The sequence below is a fragment of the Kribbella sp. NPDC104218 genome (genome assembly GCF_055584105.1).
Window position 1 is genome coordinate 647640 of record NZ_JBVJMQ010000002.1, and the last position, 16747, is coordinate 664386.

The window sequence follows — 16747 nt, forward strand, 5'->3', positions numbered from 1 at the left end:
ACGTGCTCGTCATCGTCGCGCCCGGTCAGGGTGCTCAGACCCCAGGTTTCCTCGAGCCGTGGCTGGCCGATCCCGCCTTCGAGAGCCGGCTGAACTGGCTCTCCGCGGTCGCCGGTCTCGACCTCGCCCACTACGGCACCCAGGCCGACGCGGACACCATCCGCGACACCGCGATCGCCCAGCCGCTGCTGGTCGCGGCCGCGCTGGCCACCGCGCCCGCGCTGTTCGCCGACCCGGCCGACGCCGTCGCCGGGACCGGCGCGCTTGCGGGCCACAGCGTCGGTGAGCTCGCCGCCGCCGCACTGGCCGGCGCGCTGACCGTCGAGCAGGCGATGGTCCTCGTGCGCGAGCGCGGCAAGGCGATGGCCGGCGCGGCCGCGCTGACCGCGACGTCGATGACCGCCGTCCTCGGCGGCGACCGCGACGAGGTGCTCGCGAAACTCGCGGAGTACGGGCTGACGCCCGCCAACGACAACGGCCCCGGCCAGATCGTCGCCGCCGGCACCGTCGAGGAGCTGGCCGCCTTCGCCGCGGACCCGCCCGCCAAGAGCCGGCTGATCGCGCTCTCGGTGGCCGGCGCCTTCCACACCAAGCACATGGAGCCCGCCGTCCAGACGCTGGCGAAGTACGCCACCGCGATCAGCACCGGCGAGCCGGTCACCAAACTGCTCTCCAACCGCGACGGCCAGGTCGTTGCCGACGGCGCCGACGCGCTGGAGCGGATCGTCGCCCAGGTGAACTCGCCGGTCCGCTGGGACCTGTGCATGCAGAGCTTCACCGAGCTCGGCGTCACCGGCCTCCTCGAGCTGCCCCCGGCGGGCACGCTCGCCGGGATCGCCAAACGCAACCTGAAGGGCGTCGAGACCTTCGCCCTGAAGACCCCCGACCAGCTCGACGACGCCCGCGCCTTCGTGGCGAAGCACGCATGACCGCGATCGCCGCCCAGACCGGGACGCCGTACGCCGGGGTGCTCGGCCTGGGGTCGTACCGGCCGCGCCGCGTCGTGCCGAACGCGGAGATCCTGGAGCACATCGACTCCAGTGACGAGTGGATCCAGACCCGCTCCGGGATCAAGGAGCGCCGCTGGGCCTCCGACGACGAGACGATCCTGATGATGTCGGTCGAGGCCGCCAAGGAGGCGCTCGCCGACTCCGGGATCGACCCGGCGCAGATCGGCTGCGTCGTGGTCTCGACCGTCACGCACCTGTACCAGACGCCCGCGATCGCTACCCAGATCGCCGTCGGAGTAGGCGCACCGACGGCGGCCGCGTTCGACGTCTCGGCCGCCTGCGCCGGGTTCTGCTACGGGCTCGCGCTGGCCAACGACCTGGTCCGCGGCGGCAGCGCGAAGTACGTGCTCGCGATCGGCGTCGAGCGGCTCAGCGACATCACCGACCGCAGTGACCGCAGCACGGCGTTCATCTTCGCCGACGGCGCCGGCGCGGCCGTGGTCGGCCCGAGCGACGAGCCGGGGATCGGCCCGGTCGTCTGGGGTTCCGACGGTACGCAGCACGCCGTGATCAGCCAGAAGGAGTCCTGGCAGGAGGCGGCCGGCAGCCAGAACTGGCCGAACCTGACCATGGACGGCAACCCGGTCTTCCGCTGGGCGTCGTTCGAGATGGCCAAGGTCGCGCAGCAGGCGCTCGACGTGGCCGGCGTCCCGGCCGAGGAGCTCGACCTGTTCGTGCCGCACCAGGCGAACATGCGGATCACCGACGCGATGCGCCGGGCGCTGAAACTGCCCGAGCACGTGATCGTTGCCCGCGACATCGAACGCCAGGGCAACACCTCGGCCGCCTCGATCCCGCTCGCGATCAGCGCGCTGCGCGAGTCCGGCCAGGCCAAGAGCGGCGATCTCGCGCTCGTCATCGGCTTCGGCGCCGGGCTCACCTACGCCGCCCAGGTCATCCGGCTGCCGTAGTCCATAGTTGTCCGGGGCGGCTCAGGTGGCCGCACCGGCTGAACCACACCATTCGAAGGGAACCACTGCAATGGCCAGCACCGAAGAGATCCGTTCCGACCTCGCCGAGATCGTGAACGAGATCGCCGGCATCCCGGTCGAGGACGTCCAGCTGGACAAGTCCTTCACCGACGACCTCGACGTCGACTCGCTCTCCATGGTCGAGGTCGTGGTGGCCGCCGAGGAGAAGTTCGACGTGAAGATCCCCGACGACGAGGTCAAGAACCTGAAGACCGTCGGCGACGCGGTCGCGTTCATCGAGCGCGCCCAGAACGGCTGATTCAGCCGTATCCCGTGCTGGCCGGTGCTCATCGGGCTCAGAACCGATGAGCACCACCGGCCGGCTTTCCCCCCAAGATCTCGTGAAGGATTGAGGTACCGATGTCGAAGACCCGAGTCGTGATCACCGGGCTCGGAGCCACCACCCCGCTCGGCGGCGACGTGGCGAGCTCCTGGGAAGGCCTGCTGGCCGGGAAGTCCGGCGCCCGCCGGCTGACCGACGACTGGGTGCAGAACCTGGCCGTCCAGATCGCCGCGCCGGTCGTGGTCGAGCCGACCGAGGTCATCGAGCGGGTCAAGGCCCGCCGCCTGGACCGGAACGCGCAGCTGGCCGTGGTCGCGGCGCGCGAGGCCTGGGCCGACTCCGGTCTCGAGGGCTCCGGCCTCGACAAGGAGCGTCTCGGCGTGGCCGTTGCCTCCGGCATCGGTGGCCTGCACACCACCCTGGCGAACTACGACGCCCTGCAGAACAACCCGCGCCGGGTCTCGCCGCTGGCGATCCCGATGCTGATGCCGAACTCCTCGGCCGCCTACGTCAGCCTCGAGTTCGGCGCCAAGGCCGGTGTGCACACCCCGGTCTCGGCCTGCGCCTCCGGTAACGAGGCGATCGCCCTGGGCCTGGACCAGATCCGCCTGGGCCGCGCGGACGTCGTCCTGGCCGGTGGCACCGAGGGCGCGATCATGGCGCTGCCGCTGGCCGCCTTCGGCCAGATGATGGCGCTCAGCAAGCGGAACGACGAGCCCGAGCGCGCCTCCCGGCCGTGGGACGTCGACCGCGACGGCTTCCTGCTCGGTGAGGGCGCCGGCATCCTGGTGCTGGAGTCCTACGAGCACGCCAAGGCCCGCGGCGCGAAGATCTACGCCGAGCTCGCCGGCGCCGGGATCTCCGCCGACGGTCACGACATCGCCCAGCCCGACCCGACCGGTTCCGGCGCGCGCCGCGCGATGCAGCGGGCGCTGTCCGAGGGCGACCTGACCCCGGCCGACATCAAGCACATCAACGCGCACGCGACGTCCACCCCGCAGGGTGACATCGCCGAGTCGCTGGCCATCCGCCAGGCCCTCGGCAGCGCGGCCGACCACGCGGTCGCCACCGCGCCGAAGTCGATGATCGGCCACCTGCTCGGCGCGGCCGGCGCGGTCGAGTCGATCGCCACCGTACTCGCCCTGCACCACCGCGTCGTCCCGCCGACGATCAACGTCGACAAGCTCGACGACCAGATCGAGCTGGACGTCGCCACCGAGCAGCGCAAACTCGCCGACGGCGACCTCGCCGCGCTGAACAACTCGTTCGGCTTCGGCGGCCACAACGCCGCGATCGCGTTCAAGACGGTCTGATCAGCGTCGCGAAGGACATGAGGTAGTGCCCGGCGCGGCGGCTCCGGCCGTTCGGAGACGCCGAATCGCCGGCCTCCTCATGTCCTTACCGACAGGCTCCGCGACACGGCCGTGAGGTGGTTGACACGGCGAAGTTACTGGTGTTGAAGGGGTCTGTGGTGCAAGATGTACGCAGTGCTCCGCCGGGACCGCCGGAGTTGGGTTCGAGAACGCTGGGGAAGGCGCACCTCGAACACAGGAGGTCCTGGTGGCGACGACTCGTGGCGTTCTGTACGTCCACACGGTGCCGTCAGCGTTGTGTCCACATGTCGAGTGGGCCGCGGGCGGCGTACTCGGCGTGCCCGTGAAACTCGACTGGACGCCGCAGCCCGCGGCTCAGGGCACCTACCGGGCCGAGCTGTCCTGGCAGGCCGAGGCGGGGACGGCGGCGAAGCTCGCGTCGGCGTTGCGCGGCTGGCAGAAGCTGCGCTTCGAGGTGACCGAGGAGCCGAGTAACGGCGTCGAGGGTGAGCGGTACTCGTTCACGCCGACCCTCGGGATCTTCCACGCGACGACCGGCGTCCACGGCGACATCATGGTGCCCGAGGAGCGGCTGAAGGCGGCCATGCTGAAGGCGGCCAGTGGCGAGGCGGATCTGACCGAGGAGGTCGAGCGTTTGCTCGGCCGGCCCTGGGACGACGAGCTCGAACCCTTCCGGTACGCCGGAGACGGCGCTCCGGTTCGCTGGCTGCACCAGGTTGTCTGAACGCACGCTGAGAACTTGAGAAGAAAGCTGTGAAGAGCACAGACAACGCCCGAACTTTTCGGGCAGAGTGAGCATCAGACATTCCACAAGGGTGGAGGGGCCGTGGCCGCTGGGCCACCGGGTGTCGGGACACCCCCGGTGATCGAAAACAGCGGCCGCACCACTTGAAGGGCGCGAATCCTCAGGATTCGCGCCCTTCGTGCGTGCTCAGGTCGATGCGCGCCGGACCAAGCGGGTCGGCAGGATCAGCGGCGTAGGCGACTCCCCCGCGATCAGCGCGAGCAGCATCCGGGCCATCTCGCGGCCGAGGGACTGGATCGGCTGCGCGACAGTGGTCAGCGGCGGCTCGGTGTGCCGGGCCAGCGCGACATCGTTGAAGCCGACGACCGCGACATCCCCCGGGATCGTCTTCCCAGCAGCCTTCAGCACTCGCATCGCGCCGATCGCCATCTGGTCCGAGCCGACGAAGACGGCGTCCAGATCCGGGTGGTCGGCGAGCAGCTGCTCCATCGCACGGCCGCCGCCCTCCTCGCTGAAGTCGCTGTGCGCGACGCGGCTCGCGTCCAGGCCGGCCACCGCGAGCGCCTCCTGGTAGCCCTTGTACCGGGCCGTACCGGCGCCCTCGTCCATCCGGCCGGTGATGGTGGCGATCCGGCGCCGACCGGTCGAGACGAGGTGCTCGGTGGCCAGGCGGGCGCCGCCACGGTTGTCGGCGTCCACGTAGTACTGCGGTTCGAAGTTCACCGGGGTGCCGCCGAAGACGACCGGGACGTCGGACTGCTCCGCGATCTGGGCGAGCGGATCGTCGCCGTGCATCGACATCAGCATCACGCCGTCGGCCTGCCGCGTCCGCAGCAGCTGCTCGAGCCGGGTCTGGCCGCGGGTCGAGGTGGCCAGCTGGAGGATCAGCTCCAGGTCGGTCTCCTCGAGGACCGAGTTCACCCCGACGGCGACCTCGGCGAAGAACGGGTCGGCGAAGACCAGCGGGTTGTCGCTGGAGATCGCCAGGACGACGGCGCCGACCTGCTGGGTGGCCAGCGCGCGGGCCGTCGCGTTCGGCACGTAGCCCAGATCGGTGACCGCCCGCTGCACAGCCTCCCGCTTCGCCTTGCTGACATGCGGCGCGTTGTTGATCACCCGCGACGCGGCGGAACGGGACACCCCGGCACGCTCGGCGACTTCGTCGAGCGTGACTTGGCGTCGGGAGTGGTCGGTCACCGGCAGTCCTTACAGGTCGGAGTGGATAGAGGGTAAGTCATGAGCGGACGGCGCCGTCCATGATGCCGCTGATGAGCTGGCGGCCGAACAGGATGAAGACCAGCAGCAGTGGCACGGTCGCGATCAGCGTCCCGGTGAACATCAGCGTGTAGTCGGTGTAGTACTGCGTCGCGAGCTGGCTGAGCGAGAACTGGACGGTCGGGTTGTCCGCCTCCATCACCGCCAGCGGCCAGAGGAACTCGTTCCACGTGCCCATGAACGTGAACAGCCCGAGGACGGCGGCGCCCGGGCGCAGCGCCGGCGACACCACCCGGACGAACAGCCCGAACGTCGAGCAGCCGTCGAGGCGGGCGGCCTCGATCAACTCGTCCGGGACGGCGCGTTCGGCGTACTGGCGCATCAGGAAGACGCCGAACGCCGAGACCAGGAACGGGACGATGATCGCCTGCAGGTGGTTCTGCCAGCCGAGTTTCACCATCACCATGTAGAGCGGCACGATCCCCATCTGCACCGGCACCATCATCGTCGCCAGCACCGAGATCAGCAGCGCGTTCCGGCCGCGGAACCGGAGCTTCGCGAATGCGAAGCCGGCCAGCGACGAGAAGAAGACCACCGAGACCGTGACGCAGATCGAGGCGATTGCCGAGTTCAGCAGGCCGCGCGCGAAATGCGCCTCCTCGGCCTCGGGGCCGAACAGCCGCTGGATGTTGTCGCCCAGGTTGCCGCCCGGGGCCAGCGGCGGCGGGAACTGGCCGATCACGTCGTTCGACCGGGTGGCCACGACGAACAGCCAGTACAGCGGGAAGATCGACAGCACCAGACTGACCAGCAAGGTCAGGTAGACGAGCGTGTTGCGTTGTTTCACTGGGTGCCTCCCCGCAGCCGGCGGCTGATCAGCAGGTTGACGACGCCGACCACCACAGTGAGCAGGAAGATCATCCAGGCGACCGCCGAGCCGTAGCCGTAGTCGAAGTTCTGGAAGCTCTGCTCGAACATGTACATCGCGATCGTCTGGAACTGCCGCAGGCTGCCGCCGGAGACGTCACCCTGGCCGAACAGCAGCGGCTCGGTGAACAGCTGCATGCCGCCGATCACCGACATCACCACGGTGAAGATCAGCGCCGGCCGGATCAGCGGCACGGTGATGTTGCGGAACTGCCGGATCGGGCCGGCGCCGTCGATCTGGGCAGCCTCGTACAGATCCCGCGAGATGGCCTGCATCGCGGCCAGGTAGATCAGCGCGTTGTACCCCGTCCAACGCCAGTTGACCATGCTGGAGACCGCGACCCAGGACGACAGCTTGCCGGCCTGCCAGTCGATCGGGCTGATCCCGATCAGGCCGAGGGCGCCGTTCACCAAACCGGTGTCGCGGCCGTAGAGCTGACCGAAGACGATCGCGACCGCGGCGACCGAGGTGACGATCGGCGCCAGTACGCCGAGCCGGAACACCAGCAGCGCGCGCAGCGGCCGGTTCAGCAGCGCGGCGACGATCAGGGCCAGCAGCAACTGCGGGACGGTCGCGAGCACGAGCAGGCCGAGGGTGTTGACGACGGCGTTCCAGAAGTCCGGATCGCCGAACAGCCGGCTGTAGTTCGCGAACCCGACGAAACCGGCGTCCCCGGTCAGGTCCCACGAGCGCAGCGAGACCCACGCGGTATAGCCGAGCGGGAACAGGCCGAAGGCGGCGAACAGGACGAAGAACGGCGCGATGAACAGGTACGGCGACCCGTGCAGGTCGAACCGGTTCCACCACCCTGGGCGACTACGGGCCCGGCCCGGCGCGGGGGCTGTCCGCGCCGGGCGAGGAGGGGCTTCGGTGCTCACTTGCCGGCAGCCCGCTGGGCGTCGGCGACGGCCTTGGACCAGGCCTCGTCCGGCTTCAGCTTGCCCTGCTCGACCGCGGTCAGCGCGTCCCCGATCGCCTCGCCGACCTGCTGGTTCTCCGGACCGAGGTAGACCGGCTTCAGCTCCTTCGCGGACTTGCCGAAGATCTTGCCGACCGGCGCGTTGTTGAAGTACTCGTTCTTCGCACCGGCGACGGCCGGGTCGTCGAGGGCCTGCGGCGCGGACGGGAAGTTGTTCTTCGCCTTGAACGCCGCCGTCTGCCCCTCCGGGCTGGTCAGGAACTTCACCAGCTCGGCGGCCTCCTTCTGGTGCTTGCTCTGCGTCGGCACCGCCAGGAACGAGCCCCCGCGGACGGCGCCCTCCCCCGGCACCCGGGCGACGTCCCACTTGCCGGCGTTCTCCGGACCGGCCTGGTCCTTGATGATGCCGAGCATCCACGCCGGGCACGGGATGGTCGCGAACGTGCCCTGTTTGAAGCCCGCGTTCCAGGCCGGGCTCCACATCTGCAGCCGGCCGGACAGCCCCGCGTCGACCATCGACACGGTCTGGTCCCAGGCCTTGCGGACGCCGGGGTTGCTGTCCACGATCAGGGTGTTCGAGCGATCGAAGTACGTCGTGTCACCCTGCTGCATCAAGATGTTCTGGTAGATCGAGCCCGACGTGTCGAAGAAACTCGCGCCGGTGTTCGCCCCGGCGAACTTCTTGCCGGTGGCAAGGTACTGGTCCCAGGTCGGCCAGAGCGCGCCGACCTGCTCCCGGTCGGTCGGCAGCCCGGCCTTGGCGAACAGGTCGGTCCGGTAACACATGCCCTGGGCGCCGATATCGGTGCCGAGACCGACCAGCTTCTTCCCGTCGGTGGTCAGCGCCTGGTTCCACTTCCATTCCAGGAAGTTGCCCTTCAGGCTGCCGGCGCCCTGGTCGAGCAGGTTGGCGAACTGGTCGGGCTTGGCCATCAGCTTGACCAGGATGCCCTCCTCCAGCGCCACGACGTCGCCCGCGCCGCTCCCCGCCGTCAGCCACTGCTGCAGCTTCGGCGTGTAGTCGACGAGTTTGGCGATGTTGTCTTCTTTGATCTTGATCCCCGGGTGCGTGCTCTCGTACTGCTTGTAGAGCTCGTCGTACCCGAACTGGCTGAACGTCTTCACGGTCAGCGTGATCGTGCCGTCGGACGCCGCGTCGTCCCCCGAGCCCCCGCACCCGGCTACTGCCACCAACGCGACGGCTACCGCCGCGGACCACCGTGCCGACATCTGATCTCCTCGAATTGGACGAAACTGGGAGCGCTTCCAGCCGAAGGTAGAGCATCTACCGGCAGTTTGTGAACCCCTCGTTTCGCTTGTGTCACGGTCTTGACACCGATCCGGTGGCTGGGGAGCATGGCGCCAACTTGTTCGCCGGTACCGCAGCTTTCTGAAACCGCTCCCAGCTTCTCCCGGAGGCATACCGATGCCCACTGCCCGACGACGATCCGCCGTGATCGCCGGCTCCGCCGCGCTCACCGTCCTCGCTGCGACCCTGGTCGCGACCACCTCGGCGACCGCGGCCGACCCGCCGTACGAGCGGGTGCTGAACGGCACGTTCGACGAGGAGCGGGAGCCGTGGTGGTCGAGCTCGACCACGCCGTCCGCGGTCGCCGACGGCAAGCTGTGCGCCCAGGTCCCGGCCGGGACGGTCAACCCGTGGGAGGCGATGATCGGCCAGGACGATCTGCCGCTGGAGCAGGGGCAGCCGTACACGCTGAAGTTCGACGCGTCGGCGACCAAGCCGATCGCCTTCAAAGCGGTGCTGCAGCAGCAGGGCCCGCCGCATGGGACGGCGCTGAACCGGACAGTCACCGCGACGACGACGATGCAGAGCTTCACCTTCACCGGTACGTCGCCGGTCACGGACACCCACGGCCAGCTGTCGTTCCAGGCCGGTGGCGCGACCGAGGCGTACACGCTGTGTCTGGACAACATCTCGGTCGTCGGCGGGATCGTGCCACCTGGTGGGGTTCGCGATTTCGGCTCGCCGGTCCGCGTCAACCAGCTCGGGTACCTGCCGTCCGGCCCGCATCGCGCGACGTACGTCACAACGGCGACCACTCCCCTGACCTGGCGATTGGTTGACGCGGGCAACAGAACGGTTGCCACCGGCAAGACCACGCCGTACGGCGCCGACGCGCTGTCCGGGGACGACGTCCAGCTGATCGACTTCGGAAGCTACCGCAAGAGCGGCACCGGCTTCCGGCTGGTCGTCGGCGAGGACGTCAGCGAGCCGTTCGACATCGCGAAGAACCTGTACTCCAAGCTGCGTCAGGAGTCGCTGGAGTACTTCTACAACAACCGCAGCGGGATCCCGATCGAGGCGAAGTACGTCGGTGACGCGTGGGCCCGCGCCGCCGGGCACGTCGGCGTCGCGCCGAACAAGGGCGACACCTCGGTCCCCTGCGTCCCGGGGAGCTGCGACTACAGCCTCGACGTCCGCGGCGGCTGGTACGACGCCGGCGACCACGGCAAGTACGTCGTCAACGGAGCAATCGCCGCCTGGCAGCTGCTCGACCTCTACGAGGCCACCGACGACAAGGTCACGCTGAGGATCCCGGAGAACACGAACCGGGGGCCCGATGTCCTCGATGAGGCCAAGTGGCAGATCGACTTCCTGCTCCGGATGCAGGTCCCGGCCGGTCAGCCGCTGGCCGGCATGGTCCACCACAAGATCCACGACGCCGCCTGGACCGGGATGGCGCTCGCGCCGGCGTCCGACCCGCAGCCGCGCTACCTCTACCCGCCGTCCACCGCCGCCACGCTCAACGTCGCCGCGATCGGCGCGCGCTGCGCCCGGGTCTACGCCCGCTGGGACCACGCCTTCGCCAACCGCTGCCTGTCGATCGCTCAGAAGGCCTGGAGCGCCGCTCTGCGGCACCCGGCGGTCTACGCGCCGGACGGCGGCGTCGGCGGTGGCGCGTACGACGACGTCAAGGTGACCGACGAGTTCTCCTGGGCCGCGGCCGAGCTGTTCACGGCGACCGGCAAGACGACGTACAAGCGGCACATCACCACCACGCTCAAGGCGGCCGACGGCTTCTCCTGGCAGGAGACCGGCGGACTCGCGGACCTCGCGCTCGCCCGGGCGCCGTGGCGGCTGTCGATCCTCGACCAGCTCAGACTGCTCGGCCGGATCACGAAGGCGGCCGACACCTACCTGGCCGACCTGAGGTCACAGGGCTACGCCAACCCGTACAAGCCGGCCAACGGCCAGTACGTCTGGGGCTCCAACAGCGGTACGGCGAACAACGCGATGATCCTCGCCCTCGCCGCCGACCTGACCGGGCGGACGGCGTACAAGACGGCGGCCCTGGAGTCACTGGACTACCTGCTCGGGCGGAACGCGCTCAACCAGTCCTACGTGACGGGCTACGGCGAACGCGACAGCCACCAGCAGCACCACCGGTTCTGGTCGCACTCGCTGAACCCGGCCTTCCCGTCGCCCTACCCGGGCTCGCTGGCCGGCGGTCCGAACTCCGGCCTCCAGGATCCTGTTGCCCAGCGCAACCTCCAGGGCTGCGCCCCGGCCAAGTGCTACCTCGACGAGCTCGGCTCCTACTCGACCAACGAAGTCGCCATCAACTGGAACTCCGCCCTCGCCTGGCTGACGGCCTACGCCGACGAAGCCTGAGCACGGCACTGAGCCCGGTCCCCCGCTGCCGGGGACCGGCCCCAGGCCTGTCGTCAGCAGACGATCAGGATGCTCCGCCAGCCGAACCCGCTGGCCGACGACTTGTTGGCATCCGAAGGCAGCCGCGTGTGCGGGACGCCGCTACCGGTCGAGTTGTTGAACAGATGGCCGCTCTGACCACGCGCGTACCAGCGGTAGGAACCGCGGTACGGAATCGTGTGCAGGCCGCAGCCGGTGATGTCACGCGACGATCCGCTCCAGCTGGAGCCGGAGTAGGCGACGAACGACGACGTCGCGGCCACCTTGAGTGGGCCGGAGTCCTCGGGAATCGGCGCCGCCGACGCGGTCGCCAGCCCACCGCCGAGCAGGGCCGCCGATCCGAGCGTGGTCGAGACAATCCGCAGAACAGTCTTCATGAGTGAAACCTCCGAAGGTTCGGGATGGAATGCCTCCATCGAACCTCCGGCCGCTTTCAGACCGCTTTCACCTGGTGTAAGTGACCTGTTACTCAGGGGAAGCGGGAGGCCATGGCGACGCAGGCGCCGGCGGCGGCGAGGGTGAAGAGCATGGCGATCCCGGCGAAGCGGGAGGTCACCTCTTTGTCGACCTCGTCGTAGCCGACCGAGGAGCCGATGTCCTTGTAGACGTCCTCGAGCTCACCGGCGGACTCGGCGGTGTAGGCCTCGCCGCCGCTGATGTCGGCGACGCTGCGCAGCTCGGCGCGGTCCGGTGGGACGCGCTGCCGGATACCTTCCATCTCGATGAAACCCGAGTCGGTGCCGAAGCAGATCGTGTAGACGGGCGTGTTCTTGGCCTTGGCGGCCTGGGCGCCCTCCTGCGCGGTGCGGCCGACGGTGCGCTTACCGTCGGAGAGCAGCACGATGCGGGCCGGGGCCGGGTCGTTCGGGTGGTCCGGGTCCGGGGGGACCTGGGTGAGCGCCTGCAGCGAAGTGAAGATGCCCTCGCCGGTCGCGGTCGACTCGGCCAGGTCGAGGCCGTCGATCGAGCGCAGCACGGTGGCCCGGTCGGTGGTCGGCGGCACGATGATGGACGCCGTCCCGGCGAAGTTGACCAGCGCGACGTTGAACTTCCCCGGCAGCTGGTTGACGAAGTTCTTCGCGGAGCGCTTCGCGGCCTCGAGCCGGTTCGGGTCGATATCGGTGGCCATCATCGACAGCGAGACGTCGATCGCGACCACGATCGTGGCCCGCTCGCGCGGCACCTTCACCTTCGCCTTGGGCTGCGCGAACGCGACCGTGCAGGAGAAGGCGGCCAGCAGCGCGAACGCGACGGCCAGGTGCCGGCGCCACTGCGGACGCCGGGGCGCGACCCGGTCCAGCAGGGCGATGTTGGTGAACCGCAGCGCGTACTGCGCGCGGCGGTGCTGCAAGTAGACGTAGACCGCGATGATCACCGGGATGACCAGCAGAATCCACAACCTGCCGGGAGACAGGAAATCCATCAGCGAGCCACTCCCTTCGGCGGTTGATGCAGACGCGGAGCCATCCGCCGGTAGGCGAGGACGAAGCGCACGGTGTCGGCGACCCAGTCCCGGTCGGTGCGCAGGACCAGATGCCCGGCACCTACCCTACGCAGCGCGATCCGGGTTCGTTCCCGCTGTGCCATCGCGGCCAGTGCGAACGCCTCGCGGACCTTGCGGCGGCGGGTGTCGATCTCCCGGACCTGGCCGGTCTCGGGATCGCCGATCATCACGACGCCGATATTCGGCAGCTCCAGCTCGCGCGGGTCGACGATCTCGACCGCGAGCACCTGGTGCTGCGCGGTCAGTTTGCGCATCGCGCGCTCCCAGGACGGCTCCAGCCGGCTGTCGACCTCGCCGTCCTCGGGGGTCAGGAAGTCGGAGACGACCACGCGCAGCCCGCGCTTACGCTGTGTTCGCGCCATCGACTCCAGCGCGGCGGCCAGGTCGCTGCGGCTGGCCTGCTGCTCGCTGCTGAACTGCTCGGCGAGCAACGCGCGCAACAGCCCGTAGAGCGCCAGCCGGCCCGAACGCGCCGGCCAGCGCCGCAGCGCGGAGTCACGCAGCATCAGCCCGCCGAACCGGTCGCCGAGCCGGTGGGTCAGGAACCCGACCGTGGCGACGGCCGCGACGGCTAGCTCACGCTTCTCGAGCGTCGACGTCCCGAAGTTCATCGAGCCGGACAGGTCGACCAGCGCCCACGTCTCCAGCTCACGGTCGGCGATCAGGTCCCGCACGTGCGGCATCGTTGTCCGCGCGGTGACCGCCCAGTCCATCCGGCGGACGTCGTCGCCGACCTGGTAGGCCCGGGCCTCGGCCAGCTCCGTCCCCGGGCCGGGCAGCAGGCCCAGGTGGTCGCCGTGCAGGTAACCCTCGAGCCGCCGGACGACGCTCAGCTCCAGCCGGCGCAGCGCACGCTCAGGCGCGAGCTGCGAGATCGTCATCGCAGCCCGCGGGTCGGGGCGGTCGGCCACTAGACGAACTCCGGCCTGCCGCTGCCGTCGGAGCCGTCGCGCCAGACCGGCTGGGGCGGCGGGACAGTGGCCAGGATGCGCTCGACGACGGCGCGCGGGTCGATGTTGTCGGCGACGGCGTCGAAGGTGAGGCCGAGGCGGTGGCCCATGACGTCGAGCGCGACGGTCTGGATGTCACTCGGCAGCAGGTAGTCGCGGCCGTGGATCAGGGCCAGGCCGCGGCCGGCGGCGATCAGGCCGAGCGTCGCCCGCGGGCTGACGCCGAGCTCGATGATCGGCTCCAGGTCGGGCAGGTGGAAGTCGGTCGGCGTCCGGGTCGCCATCACCAGGCGGACGGCGTACTCGGCGACCAGGTTGTGCACGAAGACCTGCTCGGCCGAGCGCTGCAGCTCCATGATCGTCTCGGGTTTGAGCACCTGCCGCGGCTCGGGCGGGTCGACGCTCATCCGGCGCAGGATCTCGAACTCCTCGTGCCCGCGCGGGTGCGGCACGTCGATCTTGACCAGGAAGCGGTCGCGCTGCGCCTCGGGCAGCGGGTAGACGCCCTCGGACTCGATCGGGTTCTGGGTCGCGATCACGATGAACGGCTTCGGCATCGGGAAGGTCTGGCCGCCGATCGACACCTGCCGCTCGGCCATCAGCTCCAGCATCGCCGACTGCACCTTGGCCGGCGCCCGGTTCACCTCGTCGGCCAGGACGAAGTTCACGAAGGTCGGGCCGAGCTCGATGTCGAACGCCTCGCGGGTCTGCCGGTAGATCCGGGTGCCGACGATGTCGGACGGGACCAGGTCGGGGGTGAACTGGATCCGGGCGAAGGTGCCGCCGACAACGGCCGCGAAGGTGCGCACGGCGAGCGTCTTGGCCACCCCGGGCACACCCTCGAGCAGGCAGTGACCCTTGGCCAGCAACGAGACCATCAGCGTCTCGACCATGTGCTCCTGGCCGACGATCACCCGCTTGACCTCGTTGATCGCCTCGCCGATCAGCCGCGACTGCTGCGCCACCGATCCGGCCGGAACCGTGGTTTCGGTCATGCCTGTCCTTCCGGGGTCCACATTGCGGACCGTCACTCCCCGATTGCGTTCGACATCGGCCATTCCATCAGATCCGCGGGTCCGGCGCTGCACGGCCCACCAGGACATCCTCCCTGGCCGCGCAAATCCGGTCCGTGGCGACACTGCTACCACCGATGTGGTGGGATTGGGGTGATGACTGCGACCGAATCACCTGCGGCGGCGCCGGCGGCCGACGAGCCGGCGGACACACCCGCGCGCGTGATTCCGGACGCGCTGCCGCTGCAGCCGGAGGATCCGCCCCGGGTCGGCGAGTTCTGGCTGCGCGGCCGGCTCGGCGCGAACGCGGCCGGTTACCTCTACACGGCCGCCGACGAGACCGGCCGGGACGCCGTGGTCGCGATGATGACCGAGGGCTCCGCCGACGACGCCGCCGCGCGGGACCGGTTCGTGTTCGCCGTCGACGCCCTGCCCGACGACGTCGTCCTGGCTCACAACGGCGCGGACGACGACGATCTCGCGCTCTGGGCGGCCTTCGGGCCGATCCGCGCGGACGACGGCTCCAGCGCGGCGTCCGACGAGCGGTTGCTCGCCGAACGCCGCGGTGAAGAGGTGCTGTCGGCCGTCCTGATGGACCGGATCCCGCAGGCAGGCCGGCGCCGCGGCCCGGATTTCCGGCACTACTGGGAGAACCGGCGCCGTCCGGGCCTGTTCCGGATCTGGCCGCTGCCCTGGCCGAACGCGTTGCGCCCGGCCTCCTGGGCCGCGTTGTGGTTCGCGCTGGCCGCGATGGCGGTCATCGTGGCCGTCGCGCTCTTCCTGGCCTGGCTGCTGTTCAAGGACGCCGACCCGCTCGACCCGCCGCCCGTCGTGCCGACCCCGACCAACACGGTCACCGTGACGATCACGCCGACGACCCCGCCGCCGGGCACCGAGTCCCCCGACCCGTCGGCGACACCGACCCCGGGGACGCCGAACCCGACCGGCACGCCGCCGAGCACCCCGGTCGACCCGAACGACCGTTTCTAGGCCTCCTGCTTCCTGCGTGTGAGGGCGACCAGGCCGATCAGGCTGATGATTGCCCAGCTGCCTTCCAGGAGCAGGAAGCCCCAGGAGGACTCGACGGCGGCGATCACGGCGAGGACGCCGGAGCCGAGCAGGTTGAGCAGTTGGTAGCTGACCGTGCGCTGTTGCAGCCGCCCGGCCTGGGCGGCCGCGAAGGCGAGCAGGATGGTCAGCGCACCGGCGATCTCGACGATATCGAGGACATGCATCGGAAAGCCCCTCCAAGGGGCAGGTGCCGTCTTTTCGCCGACCGGGTACGACACCACTCGTCCGGGAACCCGCGATCCGCGGGCCCTGCCCTCAGGATAGCAAGCGCAGCAGCTCCGGATCCCGCCACAGCGTCGCGGGCACCGGCTGCCGGACCAGGGCCGCGTCGGCGCGGATCTCCGCCGGGCTCGCCGCCGAGATCAGCACCGAGGTGACCGCCGCATGCCGGGCCGGGAACGCCAGCGCGGCTTGGGCGAGCGAGACGCCGTACCGCTCACAGACGGCCGAGATCCGGCGTGCCTGCACGCTGTCGCTGTGCAGGACCTCAGGTGAGAGCACGCCGGAGACGATGACCGAGACGCCGCGCGCCAGACAGCGGTCCAGCAACGGTTGCGCGCTCTGGTCGAGCAGCGAGAAGCGGCCGGCCAGCAGCACGCAGTCCAGCTCGTGATCGCGGACCAGCTGGTCGAGAACCTGCCAGTCCCCGGACGCCGCGCCGATCGCCTTGATCAGCCCTTGCCGGCGCAACCCCTCCAGAACGCCGGACGCCGGGCCGACCGTCGCCGGATCGGTCAGGAAAGCCAGGTCGACGGCGAGGCCGAGCTGCCCGGCACTCGCGCGGATCGACTCCTCGGCGTCCGGCCCGACGATCTTGGTCGAGATCAGGAACTCACCGCGCGGCCGCCGGGCCAGCGCGGCGCCGAGCCGGCGCTCGGATTCGCCGTACGCCGGGGAGGTGTCGAAGAACCGGATCCCCGCCTGGTAGGCGGCGTCCACGGTCGCGGTCGCCGCGGTGTCGCCGTCCGGGCCCGATGGCTCGCCGAGTCGCGAACCACCGAGCCCGAACCGCGGTGGTCGAAATCCGCTGACCGTCCGAGGCGCGAGCGCTTGGCTTGGCGCGGCCATCGCAGCCACCTCCTACATCCACAAATGGTGCTTACAAGGATCAAGGAGGTGCGAAGCGCT

Annotated in this window: 17 protein-coding genes and 1 riboswitch; of the genes, 7 read left to right on the forward strand and 10 right to left on the reverse strand. The window is 69.9% G+C overall.

Annotation, left to right across the window (positions count from 1 at the left end):
• Positions 1-2 precede the first annotated feature (2 nt).
• The 5 genes from ACZ6ZD_RS18950 (at position 3) to ACZ6ZD_RS18970 (ending at position 4322) form a co-directional block, all read left to right on the forward strand.
• Positions 3-929: an ACP S-malonyltransferase gene (locus ACZ6ZD_RS18950; RefSeq protein WP_465673761.1), complete on the forward strand. Its 927-nt coding sequence runs from the start codon at positions 3-5 to the stop codon at positions 927-929.
• On the forward strand, positions 926-1921 hold the full coding sequence (locus ACZ6ZD_RS18955) for a beta-ketoacyl-ACP synthase III (RefSeq protein WP_465673763.1): 996 nt from the start codon (positions 926-928) through the stop codon (positions 1919-1921). The genes ACZ6ZD_RS18950 and ACZ6ZD_RS18955 overlap by 4 nt, the downstream gene beginning before the upstream one ends.
• 70 nt (positions 1922-1991) lie before the next feature.
• Positions 1992-2240 carry an acyl carrier protein gene (locus ACZ6ZD_RS18960; protein ID WP_171670712.1) on the forward strand — a complete coding sequence of 83 codons (249 nt, stop codon included), beginning with the start codon at positions 1992-1994 and terminating at the stop codon, positions 2238-2240.
• Between the two features lie 101 nt (positions 2241-2341).
• Complete coding sequence (gene fabF, locus ACZ6ZD_RS18965) at positions 2342-3577, forward strand: beta-ketoacyl-ACP synthase II (RefSeq protein ID WP_465673766.1); 1236 nt, start codon at positions 2342-2344, stop codon at positions 3575-3577.
• Positions 3578-3824: 247 nt separating this feature from the next.
• A complete protein-coding gene (locus ACZ6ZD_RS18970; RefSeq protein ID WP_171670715.1) occupies positions 3825-4322 on the forward strand; it encodes a DUF3145 family protein in 498 nt (165 codons plus the stop codon).
• 207 nt (positions 4323-4529) lie between these two features.
• Here ACZ6ZD_RS18970 and ACZ6ZD_RS18975 read toward each other — a convergent pair whose 3' ends face one another.
• From ACZ6ZD_RS18975 to ACZ6ZD_RS18990, 4 genes are read right to left on the reverse strand one after another with little or no spacing between them, the layout of a single operon-like run.
• Positions 4530-5540, reverse strand: coding sequence for a LacI family DNA-binding transcriptional regulator (locus tag ACZ6ZD_RS18975; protein ID WP_465673768.1), 1011 nt, complete (start codon positions 5538-5540; stop codon positions 4530-4532).
• A gap of 37 nt (positions 5541-5577) precedes the next feature.
• Positions 5578-6405 carry a carbohydrate ABC transporter permease gene (locus ACZ6ZD_RS18980; RefSeq protein ID WP_171670717.1) on the reverse strand — a complete coding sequence of 276 codons (828 nt, stop codon included), beginning with the start codon at positions 6403-6405 and terminating at the stop codon, positions 5578-5580.
• Positions 6402-7364, reverse strand: a complete 963-nt coding sequence (locus ACZ6ZD_RS18985; RefSeq protein WP_465673771.1) for a carbohydrate ABC transporter permease — start codon at positions 7362-7364, stop codon at positions 6402-6404. Before ACZ6ZD_RS18985 ends, ACZ6ZD_RS18980 begins: the two co-directional genes overlap by 4 nt.
• Complete coding sequence (locus ACZ6ZD_RS18990) at positions 7361-8635, reverse strand: ABC transporter substrate-binding protein (protein ID WP_465673773.1); 1275 nt, start codon at positions 8633-8635, stop codon at positions 7361-7363. The genes ACZ6ZD_RS18985 and ACZ6ZD_RS18990 overlap by 4 nt, the downstream gene beginning before the upstream one ends.
• Before the next feature lie 196 nt (positions 8636-8831).
• Here ACZ6ZD_RS18990 and ACZ6ZD_RS18995 point away from each other — a divergent pair, with 196 nt between their 5' ends.
• On the forward strand, positions 8832-11042 hold the full coding sequence (locus ACZ6ZD_RS18995) for a glycoside hydrolase family 9 protein (RefSeq protein ID WP_465673775.1): 2211 nt from the start codon (positions 8832-8834) through the stop codon (positions 11040-11042).
• A 53-nt stretch (positions 11043-11095) separates the two neighbouring features.
• Here ACZ6ZD_RS18995 and ACZ6ZD_RS19000 read toward each other — a convergent pair whose 3' ends face one another.
• The 4 genes from ACZ6ZD_RS19000 to ACZ6ZD_RS19015 form a co-directional block, all read right to left on the reverse strand.
• The gene (locus ACZ6ZD_RS19000; protein ID WP_465673777.1) at positions 11096-11458 is read right to left on the reverse strand and encodes a MiAMP1 family antimicrobial peptide; all 363 of its coding nucleotides are present in this window, start codon (positions 11456-11458) and stop codon (positions 11096-11098) included.
• A gap of 92 nt (positions 11459-11550) precedes the next feature.
• Positions 11551-12504: a VWA domain-containing protein gene (locus tag ACZ6ZD_RS19005; RefSeq protein WP_171670723.1), complete on the reverse strand. Its 954-nt coding sequence runs from the start codon at positions 12502-12504 to the stop codon at positions 11551-11553.
• Positions 12504-13466 carry a DUF58 domain-containing protein gene (locus ACZ6ZD_RS19010; protein WP_171672319.1) on the reverse strand — a complete coding sequence of 321 codons (963 nt, stop codon included), beginning with the start codon at positions 13464-13466 and terminating at the stop codon, positions 12504-12506. The genes ACZ6ZD_RS19005 and ACZ6ZD_RS19010 overlap by 1 nt, the downstream gene beginning before the upstream one ends.
• Positions 13467-13495: 29 nt before the next feature.
• The gene (locus ACZ6ZD_RS19015; protein WP_465673780.1) at positions 13496-14530 is read right to left on the reverse strand and encodes an AAA family ATPase; all 1035 of its coding nucleotides are present in this window, start codon (positions 14528-14530) and stop codon (positions 13496-13498) included.
• Positions 14531-14704: 174 nt separating this feature from the next.
• On the opposite strand from ACZ6ZD_RS19015, the gene ACZ6ZD_RS19020 reads away from it, so the two are divergent.
• Positions 14705-15538: a hypothetical protein gene (locus ACZ6ZD_RS19020; protein ID WP_465673782.1), complete on the forward strand. Its 834-nt coding sequence runs from the start codon at positions 14705-14707 to the stop codon at positions 15536-15538.
• On the opposite strand, the gene ACZ6ZD_RS19025 is transcribed toward ACZ6ZD_RS19020, so the two are convergent.
• Both ACZ6ZD_RS19025 and ACZ6ZD_RS19030 read right to left on the reverse strand, forming a co-directional pair.
• On the reverse strand, positions 15535-15783 hold the full coding sequence (locus ACZ6ZD_RS19025; RefSeq protein ID WP_465673784.1) for a CBU_0592 family membrane protein: 249 nt from the start codon (positions 15781-15783) through the stop codon (positions 15535-15537). The genes ACZ6ZD_RS19020 and ACZ6ZD_RS19025 overlap by 4 nt on opposite strands.
• Positions 15784-15803: 20 nt before the next feature.
• Positions 15804-15871, reverse strand: a riboswitch (guanidine-III (ykkC-III) riboswitch).
• Positions 15872-15874: 3 nt separating this feature from the next.
• On the reverse strand, positions 15875-16687 hold the full coding sequence (locus ACZ6ZD_RS19030) for an aldo/keto reductase (protein WP_465673786.1): 813 nt from the start codon (positions 16685-16687) through the stop codon (positions 15875-15877).
• Positions 16688-16747: the final 60 nt, after the last annotated feature.

Excerpts from the sequence above, each read along its gene's own strand:
- ACZ6ZD_RS18955 (WP_465673763.1), top strand. The coding sequence starts at position 926 with ATGACCGCGATCGCCGCCCAGACCGGGACGCCGTACGCCGGGGTGCTC.
- ACZ6ZD_RS18960 (WP_171670712.1), top strand. The coding sequence starts at position 1,992 with ATGGCCAGCACCGAAGAGATCCGTTCCGACCTCGCCGAGATCGTGAAC.
- fabF (WP_465673766.1), top strand. The coding sequence starts at position 2,342 with ATGTCGAAGACCCGAGTCGTGATCACCGGGCTCGGAGCCACCACCCCG.
- ACZ6ZD_RS18990 (WP_465673773.1), bottom strand. The coding sequence starts at position 8,635 with ATGTCGGCACGGTGGTCCGCGGCGGTAGCCGTCGCGTTGGTGGCAGTA.
- ACZ6ZD_RS18995 (WP_465673775.1), top strand. The coding sequence starts at position 8,832 with ATGCCCACTGCCCGACGACGATCCGCCGTGATCGCCGGCTCCGCCGCG.
- ACZ6ZD_RS19000 (WP_465673777.1), bottom strand. The coding sequence starts at position 11,458 with ATGAAGACTGTTCTGCGGATTGTCTCGACCACGCTCGGATCGGCGGCC.
- ACZ6ZD_RS19005 (WP_171670723.1), bottom strand. The coding sequence starts at position 12,504 with ATGGATTTCCTGTCTCCCGGCAGGTTGTGGATTCTGCTGGTCATCCCG.
- ACZ6ZD_RS19010 (WP_171672319.1), bottom strand. The coding sequence starts at position 13,466 with ATGACGATCTCGCAGCTCGCGCCTGAGCGTGCGCTGCGCCGGCTGGAG.
- ACZ6ZD_RS19015 (WP_465673780.1), bottom strand. The coding sequence starts at position 14,530 with ATGACCGAAACCACGGTTCCGGCCGGATCGGTGGCGCAGCAGTCGCGG.
- ACZ6ZD_RS19020 (WP_465673782.1), top strand. The coding sequence starts at position 14,705 with ATGACTGCGACCGAATCACCTGCGGCGGCGCCGGCGGCCGACGAGCCG.
- ACZ6ZD_RS19025 (WP_465673784.1), bottom strand. The coding sequence starts at position 15,783 with ATGCATGTCCTCGATATCGTCGAGATCGCCGGTGCGCTGACCATCCTG.
- ACZ6ZD_RS19030 (WP_465673786.1), bottom strand. The coding sequence starts at position 16,687 with ATGGCCGCGCCAAGCCAAGCGCTCGCGCCTCGGACGGTCAGCGGATTT.